We start from the raw sequence: 17,384 nt of genomic DNA, 5'->3' as shown, positions 1-17,384 counted from the left end.
GGAGGGATCACCAGTTCGGTACCTGGGTTCGAAAGCACACGAACGGCCGTACCGACAGGGAGATCAGCTGTCCGCCAAGCGGGATCCAAAATGTCCGCCTACAAGGATCTTGCGCTGTCCGCTCTCAGTGTGAGACCCCGGTGGCGGGGCGCCCGGGCCGGCTGGGCGAACCGGCTATCCGTGCGACGAGGTGACCGCATGGCCCCACCGAGCCCGCGAGCGCGCCGCAGGCCAGCGACAGCGGGACCCGGTCAACACAGCAGCGGCCAGCAACAGGCAAGCGGGGACGCCCCGTCCGGCGGCGGCTGCGAGCGCGGTCGCCAGGACAGTCACCGCGACGACAGGACCGGGATGGCAGGACCCGGCGAGACCGGCAGCCGCGGCCCGCAGTCGGCTGCGCTCGCTCGCGCCGACAGCGGCGCACTGCTCAGCAGTACCCATCCGGCCGATGGTAGAGGCACGCGGGCGTCCGGATCAGTGGTGAGTCTGTGTCACACGATCACTTCGGGGCAGGAGGGGAAGCCACCAGACCTCGGAGGCTCGAACTCACCATGACCCATATCGCAGCCGCTCGGCGCAATCGGCGAACCGGCCGCACGACGGACGATCACACGCTACCGATCACGCCCCCGACCGGCACGAGCACCCCACCCCCACCCCACGCCAGCCCCGTGACCTGCAACTTCAGGTTGAACAATGCTCAATGACGATTCGCCTCCTCGCCCTGTACGAGACGCCGGCCGACCCCGAAGGCTTCGATCGGCACTACCACGAGGTCCACATTCCGCTCGCACACCGGCTGCCAGGGCTGCGCCGGTACACGGTCGGTGGTGATGGCGCAGCCATACGCGGCGGCACGCCCTACTACCTGGTCGCCGAGTTGGAATGGAACACGATGGACGAGGTGCGCGCCGCGTTCGCCCCGCCCGAGGGCCGCGCCACCGCGGCGGACGCGGCACGCCTCCAGGAACTCACCCCGGTACGCAGCATGATCTTTACCGGGGACGACGCGTGACTGCCGACCGTCATGCCCACGATGTCCACACGCCGAAAGGGACGCCCAGCGTCATCACCTGCCGGGCCGACGATCGCACAAGGCGGATGAGCAGCCGAGATCTCGGGGTGATCCGTCATGCCCTTCACGGCGGATGCGCCCGGGCGCATCCGAATGCTGGAACCCCTGGCGCCGCTCGCAAGGGTCCCCGTCGCCGCGTGCTCCGGCGCCGACCCACGGCTCAGGCACGACTTCGCACTCACCTACCGCAGGGTGAGCTGACATGAGCGCCAGCGACTGCGCTGCGCAGACCAAGGCGGTGCGAGGCCACGCAAGATGCGGGCATAACTCACATACGCATTGATAGTTCGCTCGGGTCAAACAGTGCAGAGCGCAACGGCTTTGTCGCACCAAACGTCGACAACCCCGCGGCCTGAGACGTTGCCGACCTATGGGTATGCTGACGCGTTCCGGCGGACCTTTCATCGACCCCGCCTCCCCCGATGCGTACAGAGAGGCTCCAAGCGATGGCTCGCTCCATACTCGTGACCGGCGGCAACCGAGGAATCGGGTTGGCGATAGCGAAGCGTTTCGCAGAGTCCGGCGACAACGTCGCAGTCACCTATCGCACTGGTGAACCCCCTGAGGGCGGGCTGTTCGGTGTCCAATGCGACGTAACTGATACCGAACAGGTGGAACAGGCATTCAAGGCAGTCGCGGAGCACCAGGGTCCTGTCGAGGTTCTCGTTTCCTGCGCGGGCGTCACCCGAGACCAACTGCTCATGCGGATGTCGGAAGAGGACTTCACCAGCGTGGTTGACGCCAATCTGACGGGTGCCTATCGGGTGGTGAAAGCGGCCAGCAAGCCGATGCTGCGCGCGCGAAAAGGCCGGGTCATCCTGATTGCCTCGGCATCCGCGCTCTACGGTGCGGCCGGTCAGTCCAACTATGCGGCGTCGAAGGCTGGTTTGATCGGGTTCGCGCGTTCCCTCGCCCGCGAGTTGGGCTCACGCTCCATCACTGTCAACGTCATCTCTCCGGGGTTGACCGACACAGATATGGCCCGTCAGCTCAGCGGTGCACAGCGCGATGCGATCCTGCAGCAGGTGCCGCTGGGACGCATAGGACAGACCGAAGAAATCGCGGCCGCCGTCGAGTTCCTCGCTTCGGACAGTGCTGCGTACATCACGGGCGCGGTCATACCCGTGGACGGCGGTGCGGCGATGGGTCACTGAGGCAACCACCAGATGTCAGCATCTCGACGTCTTACAGCCCCAGATGGTTAGCGGGCGGCCGAAGGAGTTGCCGGGTGAGTGCGCTGTCGTCGGACGGTGCTGACAGTTGGGCAGCGGCGAGCCCGACCGGTCGGCGGCACAAGACCGCCGACGGCGACTTTGACGAAATCGGTACCCACCTTGCCCGCGGCGACCGCTCCGGCCAGGCTCAGCCCTGCACCTCGGCTGTGCCGCCCATCACCCGATGCTTCTCATTTGGCCAGCGACGCAGTGGCCGTCGACCGGGCGGAGGGGACGGGAATGCCTTGGCTGCTGGGCCCCGCGCCGCGGTGGATCGCGTGGGCGTAAGCAGCTGCGATGCCGACCAACTGCACGAGGTTCGGCGCTTCGGTGTTCCCGTCCAGGTGCCGGTATTCCCGGATCGCGGCGATCGCCATCCGCTCGGCCAGGCCCCAGGTGGGGTGGGTGTCGCGGCGCAGGAGGTCTGCGGTGGTCTCTTCAGCAGACCATCCCAGGCCGTGCAGGTGGTGGATGCGCTCGCGCAGCGCCTCCAAGTAGTCGGCGTACTCGCGGACCCGCTCCTGCCCCACGACAGGTCCGTGGCCGGGGATAATTGTGCTGGGCTGGAGGTCCAGGATGCGCTGGCAGGCGTGGAGGATCTGCTCCAGCGTCCCGGCCCAGTGCACGGGGTGATCGTCGATAAAGACGACGTCGCCTGCGCACACGACGTCCCGCTGCGGGAGGTGCAGGATCAGGTCGCCGACGGTGTGCGCGGGCCCACCTCGTACAGGTCCACCTGGAGGTCGCCGACTCGCAGCGTCATCTGCCCGGAGAAGGTGGAGGTGGGCCCTACAGTTTTGAGGCCGGTCAGGTCGTACCGGTCAAAGTGGCGCCCCATGTACCAGCCCAGCGGGGTGTCGCGGCTGGTGACGCGCAGCAGATGAGCCAGCTCTTCGGGACTCGGCTCGGCGCAGATGTGCTGACGGTTCGCTTCGGTGCTGATGATGTCAACGCCCGGAAAGAGCCCGTTTCCGTAGGAATGATCGCCATTTGCGTGAGAGTTGACGATGGTGCCGATGGCGGCGCCGTTGGGGGCCAGTAAGTCGGCGGCCAGTGCCTGCAGCTTCCGCGTCAGGGGCCGGTCGTATGGGACATCGAACAGGAGAGCCGGTTCACCTGAGGTCCCTGCGTCGATGAGGACGCAGTTGGCCAGCCCCCACGTGCCGGCGCCGGGCGGGTTCCATACGTGCACGTTGGCGGCCACGCGGTTAAGTGTCGAGACCATGATCCGGGGATACTCCATAGGTGATCATTGTGGTGACTTCCGGCCCCAACTCGGCTGCGACGATCCGCACAGCGCGCTGTGAGACACGAAACGGCCATCCGCCGCTGCGTCGGAACGCTCCAGCAGGTCCGGCGTCTGAGCATCCAGCGGCTCAGCACGCATTGGCAGGCGAGGGGGCGGCGGCGGGCCTTCGTCGAACAGGACGATGATGCACCGGGCGCCAGGAGATCCAAAGGGGCCCGCTGCACACATCGTGGCCCAGCCGGGTCCCAATTCCGCATGGTGCAGAGGCCGCGGGGCCTCGGCGCGAGGCTGGATGTACGCCTGCCCGCCAGCGGCCTCGTAGATGGGCCCGGAGACCGGATCGGCGCGGACTTCTCTGTGCAGCGTGATCAGGGTGCGGCTCTCGGGATCCAGGGCGACCGCGGCCCGGAGCTGCGCCACCAGCAGCGGCGCCCACGCGGTGTGCCAGTCAGCCAGCGTGATGCGGGCTTCGGCGTCTGTCAGCATCCAGCGCATCGTGTTGTGCGGCACCTGCCGGCGCAGGAACATGCGAGAGAAGGCCTCGTTGTGGTCGACCACGTTCCAGTCGCGGTCGGTGATGTACGCCATGGACCCGATGGAACGCAGGGCCACCTTCCAGGCGCCCGGAATGACCAGGCCAAGGTCAGCGTCCAGCGGGTAAGGCGGTTCCTTAGCGAAGGCATACCGCCACAACGCACCCCACTCCTGGTCCGTCAGACGCAGGATTCTGGCGACATCCCGCAGGAGCACTTCGGGCACCGCAGTACCGCGCTCCAACCGGTTGTACGTACCGGCAGCCCTGCAGAGCAGTTGGTCCATGTGCGCCTGGGTGAGGCCACCGTCCTCGGCTCGCCGTCCGCGGGCATCGCGCTGGACGAGGGCAGAGCGCAGTTCGGGCCAGCTGGCGGGGTCGGCCCGGGACCGGGCTCCCGCCAGCAGCTTGCGTAGCGCGCGAACATCGCCCATGGTCGGATGCCCCTCCTTGCCTCGACGCCCCCAGGGCGTAGCGAAGCTCGGTCGACGACGCACCGGGGGACAGAAATGTCCTGACCACCACGCGGCGACCGGGACTGACTTGGAGTAAACACCACAGGTCATCGAATGGACCATCCCCTTCTCCTGGGGTATGGGTCACTACCGAGTCCGAGAGGGCAGACGAGCATCAGGATGCGGAGTCCATCAGCCCGCTGGACGCTGCGAGCATCCCTGCTTGAAACCGGCTCGTCGCTTTCATCTCTTGCATCACCAACGCGACGATGCGGCCGACCGTGCGTGCCGCATTTCCCAGTCGCTTCCCGATCAGCTCGTCAGTGTGGCCATGGCCCAGGAGCCGCATCACGGTGCGCTGCTGATCCGCGAGACTGTCCAGTGCATTCACAGCCTCATCACCCGCGGCAGTGAGCGGCACGCTTCGTAGCCATACGTCTTCGAACAACGCAACGTAGGACGGAAGCAGTTGAGCGCCACGGATGGCGAGAATGGTCCGCGACGGCTCCGTTGGGTCGCTCGGCAACATTGCCGTATGAGAGTCGAATATCAGCAAATCAAAAGGGACTTGAGGCACAAGCCGAACCTCGGCGCCCAAAGCGACGAGATCGGCCAGGTACCTGCGGTGCCATGGCGCGGTGGCCACACTCTGGCCGTAGATCGCACCCACCCGAAGACCTCGCTGGACCATCCGGGCGTCTTCCTCCAACGAGGCAGCCAGAACCGTGGCAGCCGGAAGAGGCCCTGGATGCATCGAGCAAGTCTGCGTCATCACGTCGTCATTGAGGGAGTTCAGGTACCGGCGACGACGCCGCTGATCGCGCAACACCTCCACCTGGACCTCGACGGACTCACGCACCACCACCGGGCGGAACACCTGGATCAGAGTGTCGGCGGTCTGCCGCAGCTGATCCAACTCCTCGCTCTGAGCTAGCATCCGGACGCGCTGAAGCTCGAACAGACCTAGAGCTGCGGTGTCGGGGTCCACGGGGTCCACATCACCCGCAGTCTGTGCCGACCGCACCAGACCCAGCTCCTGCAACTTCTGCCACCATCGCGCGGCGTCAGTGAGGGAGAGTCCCAAGTGCGCGGCAATCTCGCCGGGAGCGCTCGATCCCCGTTCCCTCAGCGACTGGTAGAGGAGCAGGCCGACTTCCGCGGGTGTCCGTGTACTCCTCAAGAGGGACGGCGCGGCGGAGCTGAGCGAGGCACGCGGCTGGTTGGTCCTGGCCGCAATCGGGGTGACCATCAGATTCTCCTCGCGTGTGCGGCCATCCGTTCGCTACTGCCCGCGGCGGCAACCGACTTACTCGTGGCTTTCAGTTCGGCAAGGCCGGAAGCCAGTCGATGCAATCCGGCCTGCTCCTTCTTGCTTTGCCCGGCTGATGCATCCGACGCTACCTCTGGCGGCGACACCAGATATGGCGTGGCTCGCGTCCAGCAGGCGTCGAACACCGTCGTCACCGTGTCCGCCCACTCGGGGCTTCGGAGCAGTAGAAGCGCATCCCCGGGGCGGTCAGGGTGCACTGGCAGAACCACAATCTCGTGATCGACGACAAGCAAGTCGAGGGGAACCACGGGCGCGAGTCGTACGTCGACACCCAGCGCTGACAAGCCGATGAGGTATCGGTGCTGTTGAGGCGACAACACCTCGCAGTGGCGGAAAACTGTCCGCAAGCGCACACCCCGCTCGCACAGATCCGCATCAGCGCGCAGTCCGTACCGCGCAGCACCGATGGACGGGATCAGCCCCGTTCGAAGGGTATCTCGGCTGACTGCGGCGCTGTCACCGGCACGCGCCAGAAGGTCTTGAACCCGGATGGGATTCGTGACCAGGTCATGCTCCACACCGGACAGGAGCGATCGCGGGCTCTCTCCGAGGAGATGCTCAGTGTTCCAAATTACCGCTGCGACGCTCTGCTCGCGGGAGTACAACACAGATCGGAATCGAGCAAGCAGAGCACCGATGGTCGCCGTCGCTTCCCGGATCTGCTGAGAATCGAGACGCGGTTGACCTTGCGGCCGGCGGTGGGGTTTCCCTCGTTCGACTTCATGGTCATGGAGGACCTGCGATACGACGCTTGGATCCCGGCCGATGGAGCCATCTGAGCTGCGCCTCCTGTTCAACGAAGGGTCCGTCCCGCGCTCCGCACACTCCAAGCCAATTACCTTCACTGTGCCCCCCGACCGTCCCCGCACGACGAGCGATCCGACACCAGATAGGCCGAGCAGCCCCGTCGCGTTCTTCGATGCCTCGAGTCTTGACGACAGAATTTGTCTTTTCCACGGGAAGATTTTTCCATGTACGGAAATCCCAGTGAATCTATGGGCATATTTAATATCAAAATGGGGCAGTCTTGAGCCCCTATGGTCGCGCTCAGCTTCCCACTACCCACACTCTGAGACCGCGTGTTGACTATCCGCACGCCCTTCGACCTCCTAGCGCAATGAGGTTGGGCCGGTCCGGATGCGCGGAACTGTCCTCATGAGCCCGCCCCTGCCTCCCCTGCGCGGGCGGGCGACGGTCTTTCAGCAGGACCATTTGATGAATCTGATCCTTATGGCATGGCTGTGGGCGCAGCTTGTCACAACGACCGATGAACAGGGCCTCTCCGATCGCTACACGGCTTGGGCGACCCCGAGCCGTTGCGGCCGAGGTCCTGTCAGAACGGCGCGCGAAGTTCCTCAGCGAACCGTTGCGAAAGGCGTTGCCTGGAGGGCCAGATCGCCGGCGCGCGGTCGTAGCGGTCCGGCATAGTCGGCGGTCACCCGGTGCAGCAGCCCCAGCACGGTGCCGATGCTCTCCGCCTGCGTGGCGGTGATGCCGTCCGGAGGGGTGCCGTCACCCGCAACAGCCCACCTGGTCGAGGGCCTTGACCGCGCCGACTCGATCTGCGTGAACCTGCACAAGTGGCTGAACGTTCCCTACGACAGCGCGGTCCAGTTCACCCGCCGCCGGGATCTGCAGTCCCGTGTCTTCCAGAACGCCGCGGCCTACCTCGGCCCCCTCGGGCAGACGCCCGACAGCGTGCCTCACCGACGATCCCAGCCCCGCCCGGCTGACCGCACTTGCCAGCGAACTCGCCGACGAGGCGTTCCTCACCCCTACCGCCCATGCCGGCGTCCCCGCGCTGCGAGCGGCGTTCATCAACTGGCGGACCACCGAAGCCGACGTCCGCACGGTCGCCGCGACCCTGCGCAAGGTGGTCCGGTCCAGCGATCTCGGCCGCTGACAGGAATTGGTGGACTGCGGCGTGTGGGCATGGCGGCCGTCTTCCACCTGGCGGGTGCACGAGAACCCGAGGGCGCGAGCTCGTCATGGCGGGCCATCTCGGATCCCTGGTCCCAGGTAAGGGTCCGGCGAGCGTGATCCGGCAGCCTGTTGAAGGCCGCGATGAGAGCGTCGCGGAGCTGGTCGGCTGAGTGTCCGTCGGGCAGCGCGACCAGGCGGAGGTAGCGGGTGCGGCGGTCAACAAGCGCGACCACCGAAGACCGGCCGCACTGCCTGTTGGGAGGCGCCCTATGAGCACGGCAACGCCCCGGATCGAGCAAAGGGGCCTATGGTTCGAGGAGCTGCGCACCGACTGCGTCTACGCGCACCGGCCGGGCCGGACCCTGACCGAGAGGTGAAGGTGGCCTGCAACTCGCGTGGGGCGCGACCGAGACGCTCCGCGACCTCGGTGTGCGAGTGCGGTCCGCCTTCGAGAACGGCCAGAAGGTCGAGAAGCCCGGCGGTGTGGACCCGTATCGATGGCCGGTAGTCATCGGCGAGGACGCCCAGGTCGGCCTCTGTCCAGGGCAACTCGGGCAAGCCCGCGGTTACGGACGGAGTGCGATCGGTGAAGTCGCCCTTGATGCCGTACGTCTTCCATGCCGTGAACGCGTCGCGCAGGCAGGTGTGGCAGGGCCGGTAGCCGGCGGCGATCGCAGTCGGCTCGTCCGCGAAGAACACCCGGTCGCGGACGTATCCGCCCCGGGCGATCGCCCGGTTGGCACTCACACAGTCGAGCCGCCCGTACAGCCGCTGCGACCGGTGGCCACCCAACGTGCCGGGGAACGCGGAGCTGTACTGCCGCCGGTCGGCGCCCAGGAGGGTGTACGTACGAGGGAGTTGGTCGTTCGTCATACGCGCATCGTCGGACAGCCGACGGGGGCAGTGATCACCGGGGTCGGCGGAACATGCCGCTGCCCCGACGAACACGGCTTCCCGCCGCTTGCCCCGGTCCGGGGCCGACGAGTTGGTGCGCGACGTGTTTGCCCTGCCCGGGGCCTGTTCCAGGTCCAGCGTTCGCGCTCGACGAGGGCGTGCCCGACAGTGATGCGGTCGGACGAGTGCGGGTGTCGGTCGCGCTCCCGTTCGGCGCAGGCTGGGCAAACCGTCCGAGGCCTGCTCGGACAACCGACCACAAGCCCAGCCTGCGCCTCGGTCGGAGCACCCTTCACCGACAGCAGGAGCAGCAACTCCCCACGCGTCGGTACGCCTTGGGACTCCACGCCGAGCAGGGTCACCGATCGGGCAGTCCGGACGGCCGACGACCCGTCACCCCTGCTGAACAGCTGCGAAGTATCAGGCCGACCGTTCCAGGGTGTAGTGGCGACGGAGTTCCTCGACGTGCGCGAGAACGGCCGGGTCCGCGGCGGCGCGCGCAATATCGATCATGGAGTTCCAGACGAAATTCTCGCCTCCGTCGTACCGGAAGTGCTTTTTGATGACAATGCTGAATATCTCGTTGACCGTCTCCAGCGTCAGCACGTCGGCGAGCCGCATCAGCTCGGCGTGGGCGGCGTCGGTGAGCGGCGGTCGCTTCACCGTCCGGTCGGCCGGAATACCGGCGTCCGGGCTCGCTCCCCCGACGGTGATCAACGGCTTCGTGGACGGCACGTCCACGAAGTCGAACATCAGATGCACCCGCTCCTGCGAGGAGAGCACCGCCACCGAGTGGATCTCCGAGGCGTCGAGGAACCACACCTCGCCCTTACGCATGCGGTAAACGGTGTCGCCCTCGTTGAAGAAGCAGTCCTCGTTCGTGGCGAGGGGGATGTGCATCCGGTGGGCATTGCGGGTCTCGTCGGCGAGTTCGCTGAGCTCCAGCAGATCCCGATGCGGGATGATCACGCTGTTCTGCACCTTCGCCAGGCGTACGAAGTTCAGCCGGTCCAGGTCGGCGACCTCCGCGATCAGCTCCCTCAGATAGGGCAGCTGATCGGCGAAATCGGAGAAGGCGGCGGGCCTGTCGTGGTCGTAATGGGTGACCACGCCGTCGCCGGCGTCCCCGCCCCGGGCCCAGAGCATGCAGCTCTTCCACGCGCCGCCGAAAACGTAATCGCTGTACGCCTCGGACCACGGAATGGAATCGGCCTGTTCGAGATCCTTCGCCAGGCGGGACTCGTCGAGATAGGTATCCCCTACATAATGGGTTCGCATCGGATCAGGCAACCCTTCTCAGTAAAAACTGGATTTTCCCTGGGACGGTAGGCGGCATTTCCGCTGGGGCGGAGTCAGGTGGTTCGGTGACGATCCAGGTCTTCGGCAATCTTTTCCAGGACTTCCACCCGGCCCTGGAAAGGCTCGTCCGGCCGCGGCCATTGCACGACGACGTCCGTTATTCCGGCCTCGGCGAATCTGCCCGCCGCGTCGAAGAACGCGGCCGGCGAATCGAGGACGCCGCCGACGGTGGGCCCGGTGACCAGCAGCCGGGACACGGTGGACGGGTCGCGGCCGATCTCCACGCAGGCCTTTTCCAGCGACTCCACCTGCTGGCGCAGGACAGGGAGGGCCTGCTCGTACGGAGCGCACGCGAACCGGTTGGGCTCGCCCGTGGTGACCCAGTACGACGCGTGCCGGGCCACCACGCGCATGCCACGGGGCCCGGACGCGGCGATCGCGAACGGGACGCGGGGCTGCTGCCGGCACAGAGGATAGGAGTGCACCTCGTTCGCCAGGTAGTAGCGGCCGTCGAACGTGGTCACCGGCTGCGTCAGGAGCTGGTCGGTGAGCTCGACGTACTCGGCGAACCGCTCGGTCCGCTCGCGCCGGCTCCACGAGGTCCGGCGGGTCATGGTGGAATCGAAGCCCTCGGCGCCGGCGCCGAGACCGAGGATGAGACGGCCGTCCGAGATGTCGTCGATGGCGGCGACATCCTTGGCCAGGTGCACCGGGTGCCGAAGGTTGGGCGAGGCGACCAGCACACCGAGCCCGATCCGCTCGGTCTCCAGCGCCGCCGCGGTCAGCGTCGGCACCATGGTGAACCACTCCTTGGTGCGAAACGCCCGCCAGTTGAGATGGTCGTAGGTCCAGGCGTGATCGAATCCCATCTGGTCGGCCTGGCGCCACTTCAGCCGCGCCGTTTGCCACCGGTCTTCCGGGACGATCATGATGCCGAATCTCACGTGTCTCCCTCGCCCGGCCGACCCGGATCGATGTTGAAGTTGTAGCGGAACAGGTTCCGAGGATCGAGCCGCCGTTTGAGCGCGACCAGGCGCTGCCACCGCTCGCCGTAGGCCGCGCGTACGCCGTCGCGTCCCTCGTCGTTGAGGAAGTTGACGTACTGTCCGACCGAGTACGGTGCCATCGCCTCGCTGAAGTCCCGGACCCAGCTGACGTGACGCTCCCGGTCGTCCCGGCCGGGCTCCCACGCGCCGAACATGTTGATGTTGTGACCGGCGTGCCGGGAACCGAAGGCGGTGTCCGTGGCCGGCACCCGGCCGACCGCCCCGCCGAGGTGGTAGATCGGCACGGCCGCCAGCGGCGAGGTGATCCGCGACGCGTGCTCGACGACGGTCGCGATGACCTGGTCGCTGAGCTCCCCGAAGTCCACCGACCGCCAGTAGTACTGCTTGCCGGGCGGGGAGGTGCGGTCGACCATCTGCTGCAGTTCGACGTACGGCATCGGGCCGACCGTGTCGAGCAGCGGACGCCCGAACTCACGCAGCGGACGCAGGAACGCCTGCCCGTCCTCGATGTCACCGGACCAGCACACGTTGACGGCCACGACCGGAGCACCGTGCAGCCGTTCGGGAACGGCTGCCACCGGCGGGCACAACCGGAGGTTGACGATCGTCCCGAGCTCGTCCGGAGCATCCGCGATCAGGTCGCGGTAGTGGGACAGGAACGCCGGTGCGACGTCCAGCGGATAAATGATCATCCCGCCCAGGACGGTCGGTCCGATCTCGTGCAGCCGGAAGCCGAACCGCACCACGGTCCCGAAATTGCCGCCGCCGCCGCGCAGGCCCCACAACAGCTCCGGGTCCGTGGTGGCGTCCACCCGGAGGCGACTGCCGTCCGCGGTCACCAGATCGGCCTCCACCAGGTTGTCCACGGTGAGCCCGCAGCGGCGCATGAGGTGGCCGATGCCGCCGCCCAGGGCGAGCCCGCCGACGCCGGTCTCGCTGACGATGCCGCCGGTCGTCGCCAGCCCGTGCGCCTGGCTGGCCCCGTCGACGTCCTGCCAGAGCGCTCCGCCCTGCACGTGGGCCAGCCGGCGTTCCGGGTCGATCTCGACCGCACGCATCCGGGACAGGTCAATGACCAGGCCGCCGTCGCAGATCCCCTGGCCGGCCACGCTGTGCCCGCCGCCGCGGACCGCGATGGGCAGTCCGCGCTCGGAGGCGAAGGTGACGGCCGTGGTCACGTCCCCCACGTCCGCGCAGCGCGCGATCAGCAGGGGATGCCGGTCGATGTCTCCGTTCCAGACCGTGCGGGCCTCGTCGTATCGTGGGTCGGCGGCGGTGATGAGATCGCCGCGCAGTGCGTCAGCGAGCTTCTCCGAGTCACCGGCGGTGAGGGTGTCCAAAGCCGTAGTCCTCCGGTCCTAGTCCCGTGGTGACGGGATTGTCGTTTTGCGGATCGTCGCGGCCACGTCGCGCAGCGTGCCGTTCAGCAGCTGGGTCACGTCGGGTTCGGCTCCCAGGGTTGCCTTGCACTCTTCGAGCAGCCTGAAGGTGAGCAACGAATGGCCTCCGAGCTCGACGAACGTGTCCAGCACGCTGATCGGGGACCGGCCGAGGACCCGGTGGTAGATGTGGATCAGGGCCGCTTCCAGCTCGTCGGCGGGCGGCTCGACCGTACGTTCCCGCTCGGTAAGCTCCTGCCAGATCTTGATCAGCTCGCCCTGGTCGATCTTGCCGTTCACCGTCGCCGGGAGATAGTCCATCGGCACCACCCGGTCCGGCCGCATCTGCGCGGGCAGGACCCCGGCCGCGTGTTTGAGGATCACCGCCGGGTCCAGGTCGGCGACGGAGCCCTGGCCTGCGGGCACGACGAAGGCGAGCAGGCGGAGCGGCTGCCCGTGGGCGATCACCGCGCAGTCGCCGACCGCGGGGTGCGCGACCAGCACCGACTCGACCTCCCCCGGCTCGATCCGCAGCCCACGGATCTTCACCTGCCGGTCGATCCGGCCGAGGTGCTCCAGCGCGCCGTCCGCACGGTAGCGGCAGAGATCACCGGTACGGTACATCCGTGATCCCGGCGGTCCATGGGGGTCCGCGACGAACCGCTCAGCTGTCTGGGCGGGCTGCCGCCAGTACCCGTCCGCCAAGCCGACCTGCCCGCTGATGTACGCCTCACCGGGCGTGCCGATCGGCACGAGATCGAGGTTGGCGTCCAGCACGGTCACCCGGAAGTTGTCGGCGGGCCGGCCCACCGGAACGGGCCCGCCGGTCGAGCCAGGATCGACGACGTTGTCGGTGACCGGCCCGGCCTCGGTCGGGCCGAAGGCGTTGACCAGGCTGCTGCCGGGCAGAACGGCGGCGAACGCCTCGGGGATCCGCGGGCTCATCGGCTCGCCCCCGCACACCACCCACTTCAACGCTTCGGAACCGGCCTGGGACAGCTCCTCCAGGAAGGCCGTCATCATCGTCGGCACCAGGAAGATCAGCGACACGTCGTGGTCCCGGGTGAGCCGGGCCAGATGCCGGGGATCCCGCTCGCCGCCGGGCCGGCAGATCACCAGCCGGGCACCGTGATACAGCGGCCAGAAGAGCTCCCAGATCGAGATGTCGAATCCCGGCGAGGCCTTGAACAGCGCCGTCTCCCCGGGGGAGAACGGGTACTGCCGCTGCATCCAGAAGACGTTGGCCAAGGTGCCCGCGGTGCGGGAGACCACGCCCTTGGGCCGGCCCGTGGTCCCCGAGGTGTAGAGGATGTGCACCAGCCCCGGGCCGCCGTCGACGACGGGATTCGTCGCCGGTCGGCCCGACCCGGCCTGCTCGCTGCCGACATCATGGATCTCCCACTCGCCGTCGGGCAGGTGGTCGCGGCAGACCCGGTCGGTCAGCACCAGCCGGGGCGCCGAGTCCGCCAGGATCAGGGCGATGCGCTGGTCCGGCAGGTCGGCGTCGAGGGGAACGTAGGTGGCACCGGTCTTGACCGCGGCGTAGATGGCGACGACCTGGTGGACGCCGCGCTGCAGGCAGATCCCGATCCGGGTGCCGGGGCCGATGCCGAGCCCGCGCAGATAGTGGGCCAGCCGGTTCGCGCGCTCGTTCAGCGCCCGGTAGGTGACGGTGTTGCCGTCCTCGTCCTGCAGGGCGACCGCGTCCGGGGTGCGCTCCGCCTGCTCCTCGAACGGCTCCGCCATCGTGCGGTACCGGATTTCCGGGTCGTGGTGCGGGTTGAGGCCGTGCCGGATCCGCTCGCGCTCCTCGGGACCGACCAGCGGATGGCTGAGCATCGGTGCGTCCGGGTCGTTCGTCAGGCCGGTGAGCAGCTGCAGGAACGAGTGTGCCCAGGCCTCCGTGGAGGGGACGTCGGACGAGTCGGTCATGGATTCGACGTACAGGTTCCAGCCGTCCCGAGTGATCAGAATCGTCACGGCGACCGGAGCGTCGTCGGTTTCCGCCGTGGCGACGTCTTCGGACTGGGCGGCCTGCCGCAGCGCGTCGCGGAAGCTCATCGCCGGGTCCGGCGCATCGGGCCTCGGCAGGATCGCTTCGAGCTCCCGCCGGGTGACCCGGACGCGGCAGTCCGTGCCGGGGCGCGGCAACCGCTCGGCAAGCACGCCGATGCAGATCGACAGGGCGACGAAGCCGTCTACCCCGGCCGCCGCGGCCAGAGAATGCAGGGTGCCCGTCACGCCGGCCGGCACGACGATCGGCCCTATGCAGTCCGTCCTGGACAGCAGCCCGTTCACGGTGCGGTCCCTTCCAGGAGCGCGCAGGCGTAGAACCCCGGTGCCAGGGACTGCGCCAGATACGTCTGCCCGCTGCGGATGCCGACTCGCTCGTGATAGTCGACCAGATTGATCAACCAGTCGGCGTTGCCGCAGTGCCCGTAGGCGGAGAGCGTGTCGGCGAAGTGCAGCCGGTCCGGCGGCAGGCCGACCGAGGACGCGTTGAACAAGGTCAGCGGCTTGTGCAGGTTGGCCGCGAACACCTTGGTCACCTGCCCCAGTTCCCGCCCGCCGGCGCGCAGGACCGCGGACAGCGTGCGGTCGGCGACGGCCTTGCGGGAGACGAACGAGTCACGACCGCGCAGTCCCTCCGGGTCCACCTTGACGGCGGACGCGGACAGCCGCACCAGCCCGGGGTCGTGCCGGGTCAGCATGCAGCTGACCGCCGCATCACCGAACACGGCGTAGGGCTGGACCCTGTCACGGTCGTCCGGCACGAAGTCCAGAGCGACCATGACCACGTGCGTCACGTCCGGATCGGCGAACAGGTCCCGGCCGTGCCGCAGAGCGGTCAACGAACTGCAGCACCGCTGGAAGGACACGAGGTGCGGGACGCAGTTGTCCAGTCCCAGGGCGGTCAGCACCCGCTCCGCGAAGTCGGACGGCAACCGGGCGAGAGTCGGGTCGCTGGTCGCGATGATGAGATGGTCGATGTCCGCGGCACCGGCGCCGGACCCCCGCAGGGTCCGGCGCACGGCGTCCACGACGTAGTCCTGCACCGGCCCGGACATCTTCCGAAAGGTGGTGCAGCCCATTTCGGCGAAGTCCGTGCCGAACGACGCGGTCTGCCAGAGTTCATCGAAGTCGGGAATGTTCTCCGGCTTGTTCTCCAGGTCGCCGAAGGCGCACGCGAACGAGCCGATGCCGACATCTTCGAGATCCGAGATCATGGTTCCTTCGATCGGCCGAGCGGATGGGGGAATGTCGGCACCGGGCTCTTCACCACGGACTTCAGGTCCGGGTCGGCACCACCACGCTCGCGTCGATCTCGCGGAGCACGGAAAGGATGCCGTCGATGTCACCCAGCCGGGAAACCCATTCCGGGCGCATTGTCACGGTGTTGTTCGTGTACTCCTTGATGTAGTTCACGAGCACCAGGACCATGTTGAGCGAGCTGATTCCCAGTTCGTCACGCGTCTTCGCCCGAGCCACCTGCTCGTACGTGATGTCGCTGGTCATCGACTGCTTGGCGAGGAAGTCGGCGAATTTGCGCCGGTAGTCGTCGGCGCTCATCAGTCGACCTTCGGGAAGGGGAAGCCGTTCAGGTTGTTGGCGTGGATGCGGTTGTGGCCCCACCGGTCCTCGCCGGAGACCAGGACGCTGCCGTGGTAGTCGAGGCTGATCGCGTCACCGAACCCGCTGAGGCTGTCGATGTGCTCGTACACCCGGACGGACGGCGAAACGTACCGGGTGGCGAGCCCGAGCCGCTTGGAGTCGCTGACGTTCGGCAGCGAACCGTGGATGCACTTGGCCAGGAAGATGACGAACTGCCCCGGCTTCATCGGCATTTCGACGATCTCGCCGGCGTCCGGGTCCCAGTCCTCGTCGAGCTTCAGCTCCGAGTAGTCGTACCCGAAGAAGTCGTGGGACTTGCTCTCCACGTCCCGCGACATCGGCTTGGTTTCGTCGTAGTACCACTTCTTGTGGCTGCCCGGGATGAACCGGAGGCAGCCGTGCTCCTCGTCCGCATCGGAGAACGCCGTCCACACGGTCAGTTCCTGCGTGGCCGCGGTGCTCTCCTCGGTGTACCGCAGCGAGGGATAGGCGACCGTCTCCGACTCGAAAACGGTGAATGCCTCGACCTGGTGCCATCCGGTTCCGGACTCGCCCGGCTGCTTCTCGAAGATGTTCGTCTTCCAGCAGATGATGTCGTCGCCCATCAGGCTGCGCAGCTTGTGCACGATTTCGGGGTGGGCGATGTGCTGGGACAGAGTGTCGCAGTCCAGATGGCGGTCGTAGTTGATGATGGTCGAGTCGTGCGGCTTGTTGCGGGACGTGACCATTTCGATCATGGCCTGGTTCCAGAGGAGCCGAGTCTCGTCCTCGGGATAGAGGTCGAACGGTCCGAGGAAGCCGTTCTCCTGGAAAGACTTCACCTGCTCGGCCGTCAACCCTTGGGCTGCCGTTCCGCTGATGCTTTCAGCCACCTTGTCTTCCTTTCGCCGATGGTGTCTGCCGGTCTGAGCCACCCGAATTGAGGGAGGAATGCGGGGCCGATCAGGCCCACCGTATGCGGGCCCGAGCGACGCGTCTTGTCACCGGAACCGGGGTCTGCGGCAGCCGTCGACGTCACCGGCAGCCTTGACTGTTCAGGTCACTTGATGCGCGGTGCGGATCTCTGGTCCGGGGGGGGTGGCGTCCCCTGTGGCAGGGGCCGTCGTGCTGGTAGTGCTTCGTTGGGTTCTGGGTCTGCCGGGGTACTGGTGTGCTGCGGCCGCCGGCGGCTTCCTGGGCGGTGCGGCGGGCCAGTTCGCCAGGGGGCCGCACCTCAAGGCAGGGGGTCGCACCTCAAGGACCGCACAGCACGAGGCATGGCAGCTTTGCTGCGCGGCACCAGGTGACCTCCTCGAACCGGGTCCCGGCGTCGCTGAGTTCGGACAGCGGGCGGGCGCGTTCGCGGCAACACAAGCCGGGTGGGCGACCCCAACTCGCCCTGGGGCCGCGACCACCGGTCATCACACGACAACGAG

At 67.3% G+C, this 17,384-nt stretch carries 16 protein-coding genes and 2 pseudogenes; 5 read left to right on the top strand and 13 right to left on the bottom strand.

Annotated elements, in window-relative coordinates:
- Window positions 1-703 precede the first annotated feature (703 nt).
- Window positions 704-1,015 carry an EthD family reductase gene (locus QMK24_RS25755; protein WP_283469163.1) on the top strand — a complete coding sequence of 104 codons (312 nt, stop codon included), beginning with the start codon at window positions 704-706 and terminating at the stop codon, window positions 1,013-1,015.
- Window positions 1,016-1,521: 506 nt separating this feature from the next.
- Window positions 1,522-2,229: a 3-oxoacyl-ACP reductase FabG gene (gene fabG / locus QMK24_RS25750; RefSeq protein WP_283469162.1), complete on the top strand. Its 708-nt coding sequence runs from the start codon at window positions 1,522-1,524 to the stop codon at window positions 2,227-2,229.
- Window positions 2,230-2,480: 251 nt separating this feature from the next.
- On the opposite strand, the gene QMK24_RS25745 is transcribed toward fabG, so the two are convergent.
- The 4 genes from QMK24_RS25745 to QMK24_RS25730 form a co-directional block, all read right to left on the bottom strand.
- Window positions 2,481-2,978, bottom strand: a complete 498-nt coding sequence (locus QMK24_RS25745; RefSeq protein ID WP_349307827.1) for an MBL fold metallo-hydrolase — start codon at window positions 2,976-2,978, stop codon at window positions 2,481-2,483.
- Between the two features lie 2 nt (window positions 2,979-2,980).
- Entirely contained in the window at window positions 2,981-3,514 is a 534-nt protein-coding gene (locus QMK24_RS25740) for an MBL fold metallo-hydrolase (RefSeq protein ID WP_283469160.1), read from the bottom strand.
- Between the two features lie 24 nt (window positions 3,515-3,538).
- A complete protein-coding gene (locus QMK24_RS25735; protein ID WP_283469159.1) occupies window positions 3,539-4,504 on the bottom strand; it encodes an MmyB family transcriptional regulator in 966 nt (321 codons plus the stop codon).
- Window positions 4,505-4,700: 196 nt separating this feature from the next.
- The gene (locus QMK24_RS25730; protein WP_283469158.1) at window positions 4,701-5,774 is read right to left on the bottom strand and encodes a LuxR C-terminal-related transcriptional regulator; all 1,074 of its coding nucleotides are present in this window, start codon (window positions 5,772-5,774) and stop codon (window positions 4,701-4,703) included.
- A gap of 380 nt (window positions 5,775-6,154) precedes the next feature.
- On the opposite strand from QMK24_RS25730, the gene QMK24_RS25725 reads away from it, so the two are divergent.
- The 3 genes and pseudogenes from QMK24_RS25725 to QMK24_RS25720 all read left to right on the top strand — a co-directional run bounded on the left by QMK24_RS25725 (window position 6,155) and on the right by QMK24_RS25720 (window position 7,758).
- On the top strand, window positions 6,155-6,634 hold the full coding sequence (locus QMK24_RS25725; RefSeq protein WP_283469157.1) for a hypothetical protein: 480 nt from the start codon (window positions 6,155-6,157) through the stop codon (window positions 6,632-6,634).
- A 688-nt stretch (window positions 6,635-7,322) separates the two neighbouring features.
- Window positions 7,323-7,469 (top strand): annotated as a pseudogene (locus tag QMK24_RS41920) (hypothetical protein); the annotation flags it as partial.
- A gap of 28 nt (window positions 7,470-7,497) precedes the next feature.
- The gene (locus QMK24_RS25720; protein ID WP_502962488.1) at window positions 7,498-7,758 is read left to right on the top strand and encodes a hypothetical protein; all 261 of its coding nucleotides are present in this window, start codon (window positions 7,498-7,500) and stop codon (window positions 7,756-7,758) included.
- Between the two features lie 70 nt (window positions 7,759-7,828).
- Here QMK24_RS25720 and QMK24_RS41915 read toward each other — a convergent pair.
- The 9 genes and pseudogenes from QMK24_RS41915 to QMK24_RS25680 all read right to left on the bottom strand — a co-directional run.
- Window positions 7,829-8,020: pseudogene (locus tag QMK24_RS41915) on the bottom strand (IS30 family transposase); the annotation flags it as partial.
- Window positions 8,021-8,045: 25 nt separating this feature from the next.
- Complete coding sequence (locus tag QMK24_RS25715; protein WP_283469156.1) at window positions 8,046-8,651, bottom strand: hypothetical protein; 606 nt, start codon at window positions 8,649-8,651, stop codon at window positions 8,046-8,048.
- Window positions 8,652-9,092: 441 nt separating this feature from the next.
- The gene (locus QMK24_RS25710) at window positions 9,093-9,950 is read right to left on the bottom strand and encodes an aspartyl/asparaginyl beta-hydroxylase domain-containing protein (RefSeq protein WP_283469155.1); all 858 of its coding nucleotides are present in this window, start codon (window positions 9,948-9,950) and stop codon (window positions 9,093-9,095) included.
- Window positions 9,951-10,024: 74 nt separating this feature from the next.
- Window positions 10,025-10,915, bottom strand: coding sequence for an LLM class flavin-dependent oxidoreductase (locus QMK24_RS25705; RefSeq protein ID WP_283469154.1), 891 nt, complete (start codon window positions 10,913-10,915; stop codon window positions 10,025-10,027).
- Window positions 10,912-12,318 (bottom strand): FAD-binding oxidoreductase, encoded by a 1,407-nt coding sequence (locus tag QMK24_RS25700; protein WP_283469153.1) that lies wholly within the window; start codon window positions 12,316-12,318, stop codon window positions 10,912-10,914. Before QMK24_RS25700 ends, QMK24_RS25705 begins: the two co-directional genes overlap by 4 nt.
- Window positions 12,319-12,336: 18 nt before the next feature.
- Window positions 12,337-14,655: a non-ribosomal peptide synthetase gene (locus tag QMK24_RS25695; RefSeq protein WP_283469152.1), complete on the bottom strand. Its 2,319-nt coding sequence runs from the start codon at window positions 14,653-14,655 to the stop codon at window positions 12,337-12,339.
- The gene (locus QMK24_RS25690; RefSeq protein WP_283469151.1) at window positions 14,652-15,584 is read right to left on the bottom strand and encodes a beta-ketoacyl-[acyl-carrier-protein] synthase family protein; all 933 of its coding nucleotides are present in this window, start codon (window positions 15,582-15,584) and stop codon (window positions 14,652-14,654) included. Before QMK24_RS25690 ends, QMK24_RS25695 begins: the two co-directional genes overlap by 4 nt.
- A gap of 61 nt (window positions 15,585-15,645) precedes the next feature.
- Entirely contained in the window at window positions 15,646-15,927 is a 282-nt protein-coding gene (locus tag QMK24_RS25685; protein ID WP_283469150.1) for a hypothetical protein, read from the bottom strand.
- Window positions 15,927-16,841 (bottom strand): chlorinating enzyme, encoded by a 915-nt coding sequence (locus QMK24_RS25680; protein ID WP_283469149.1) that lies wholly within the window; start codon window positions 16,839-16,841, stop codon window positions 15,927-15,929. The genes QMK24_RS25685 and QMK24_RS25680 overlap by 1 nt, the downstream gene beginning before the upstream one ends.
- Window positions 16,842-17,384 lie beyond the last annotated feature (543 nt).

It is taken from the genome of Streptomyces sp. PH10-H1, assembly GCF_030063355.1.
GTDB lineage: Bacteria > Actinomycetota > Actinomycetes > Streptomycetales > Streptomycetaceae > Actinacidiphila.
Note: the sequence above shows the minus strand (reverse complement) of the source record. Positions and strands in the feature narration are given on the sequence as shown.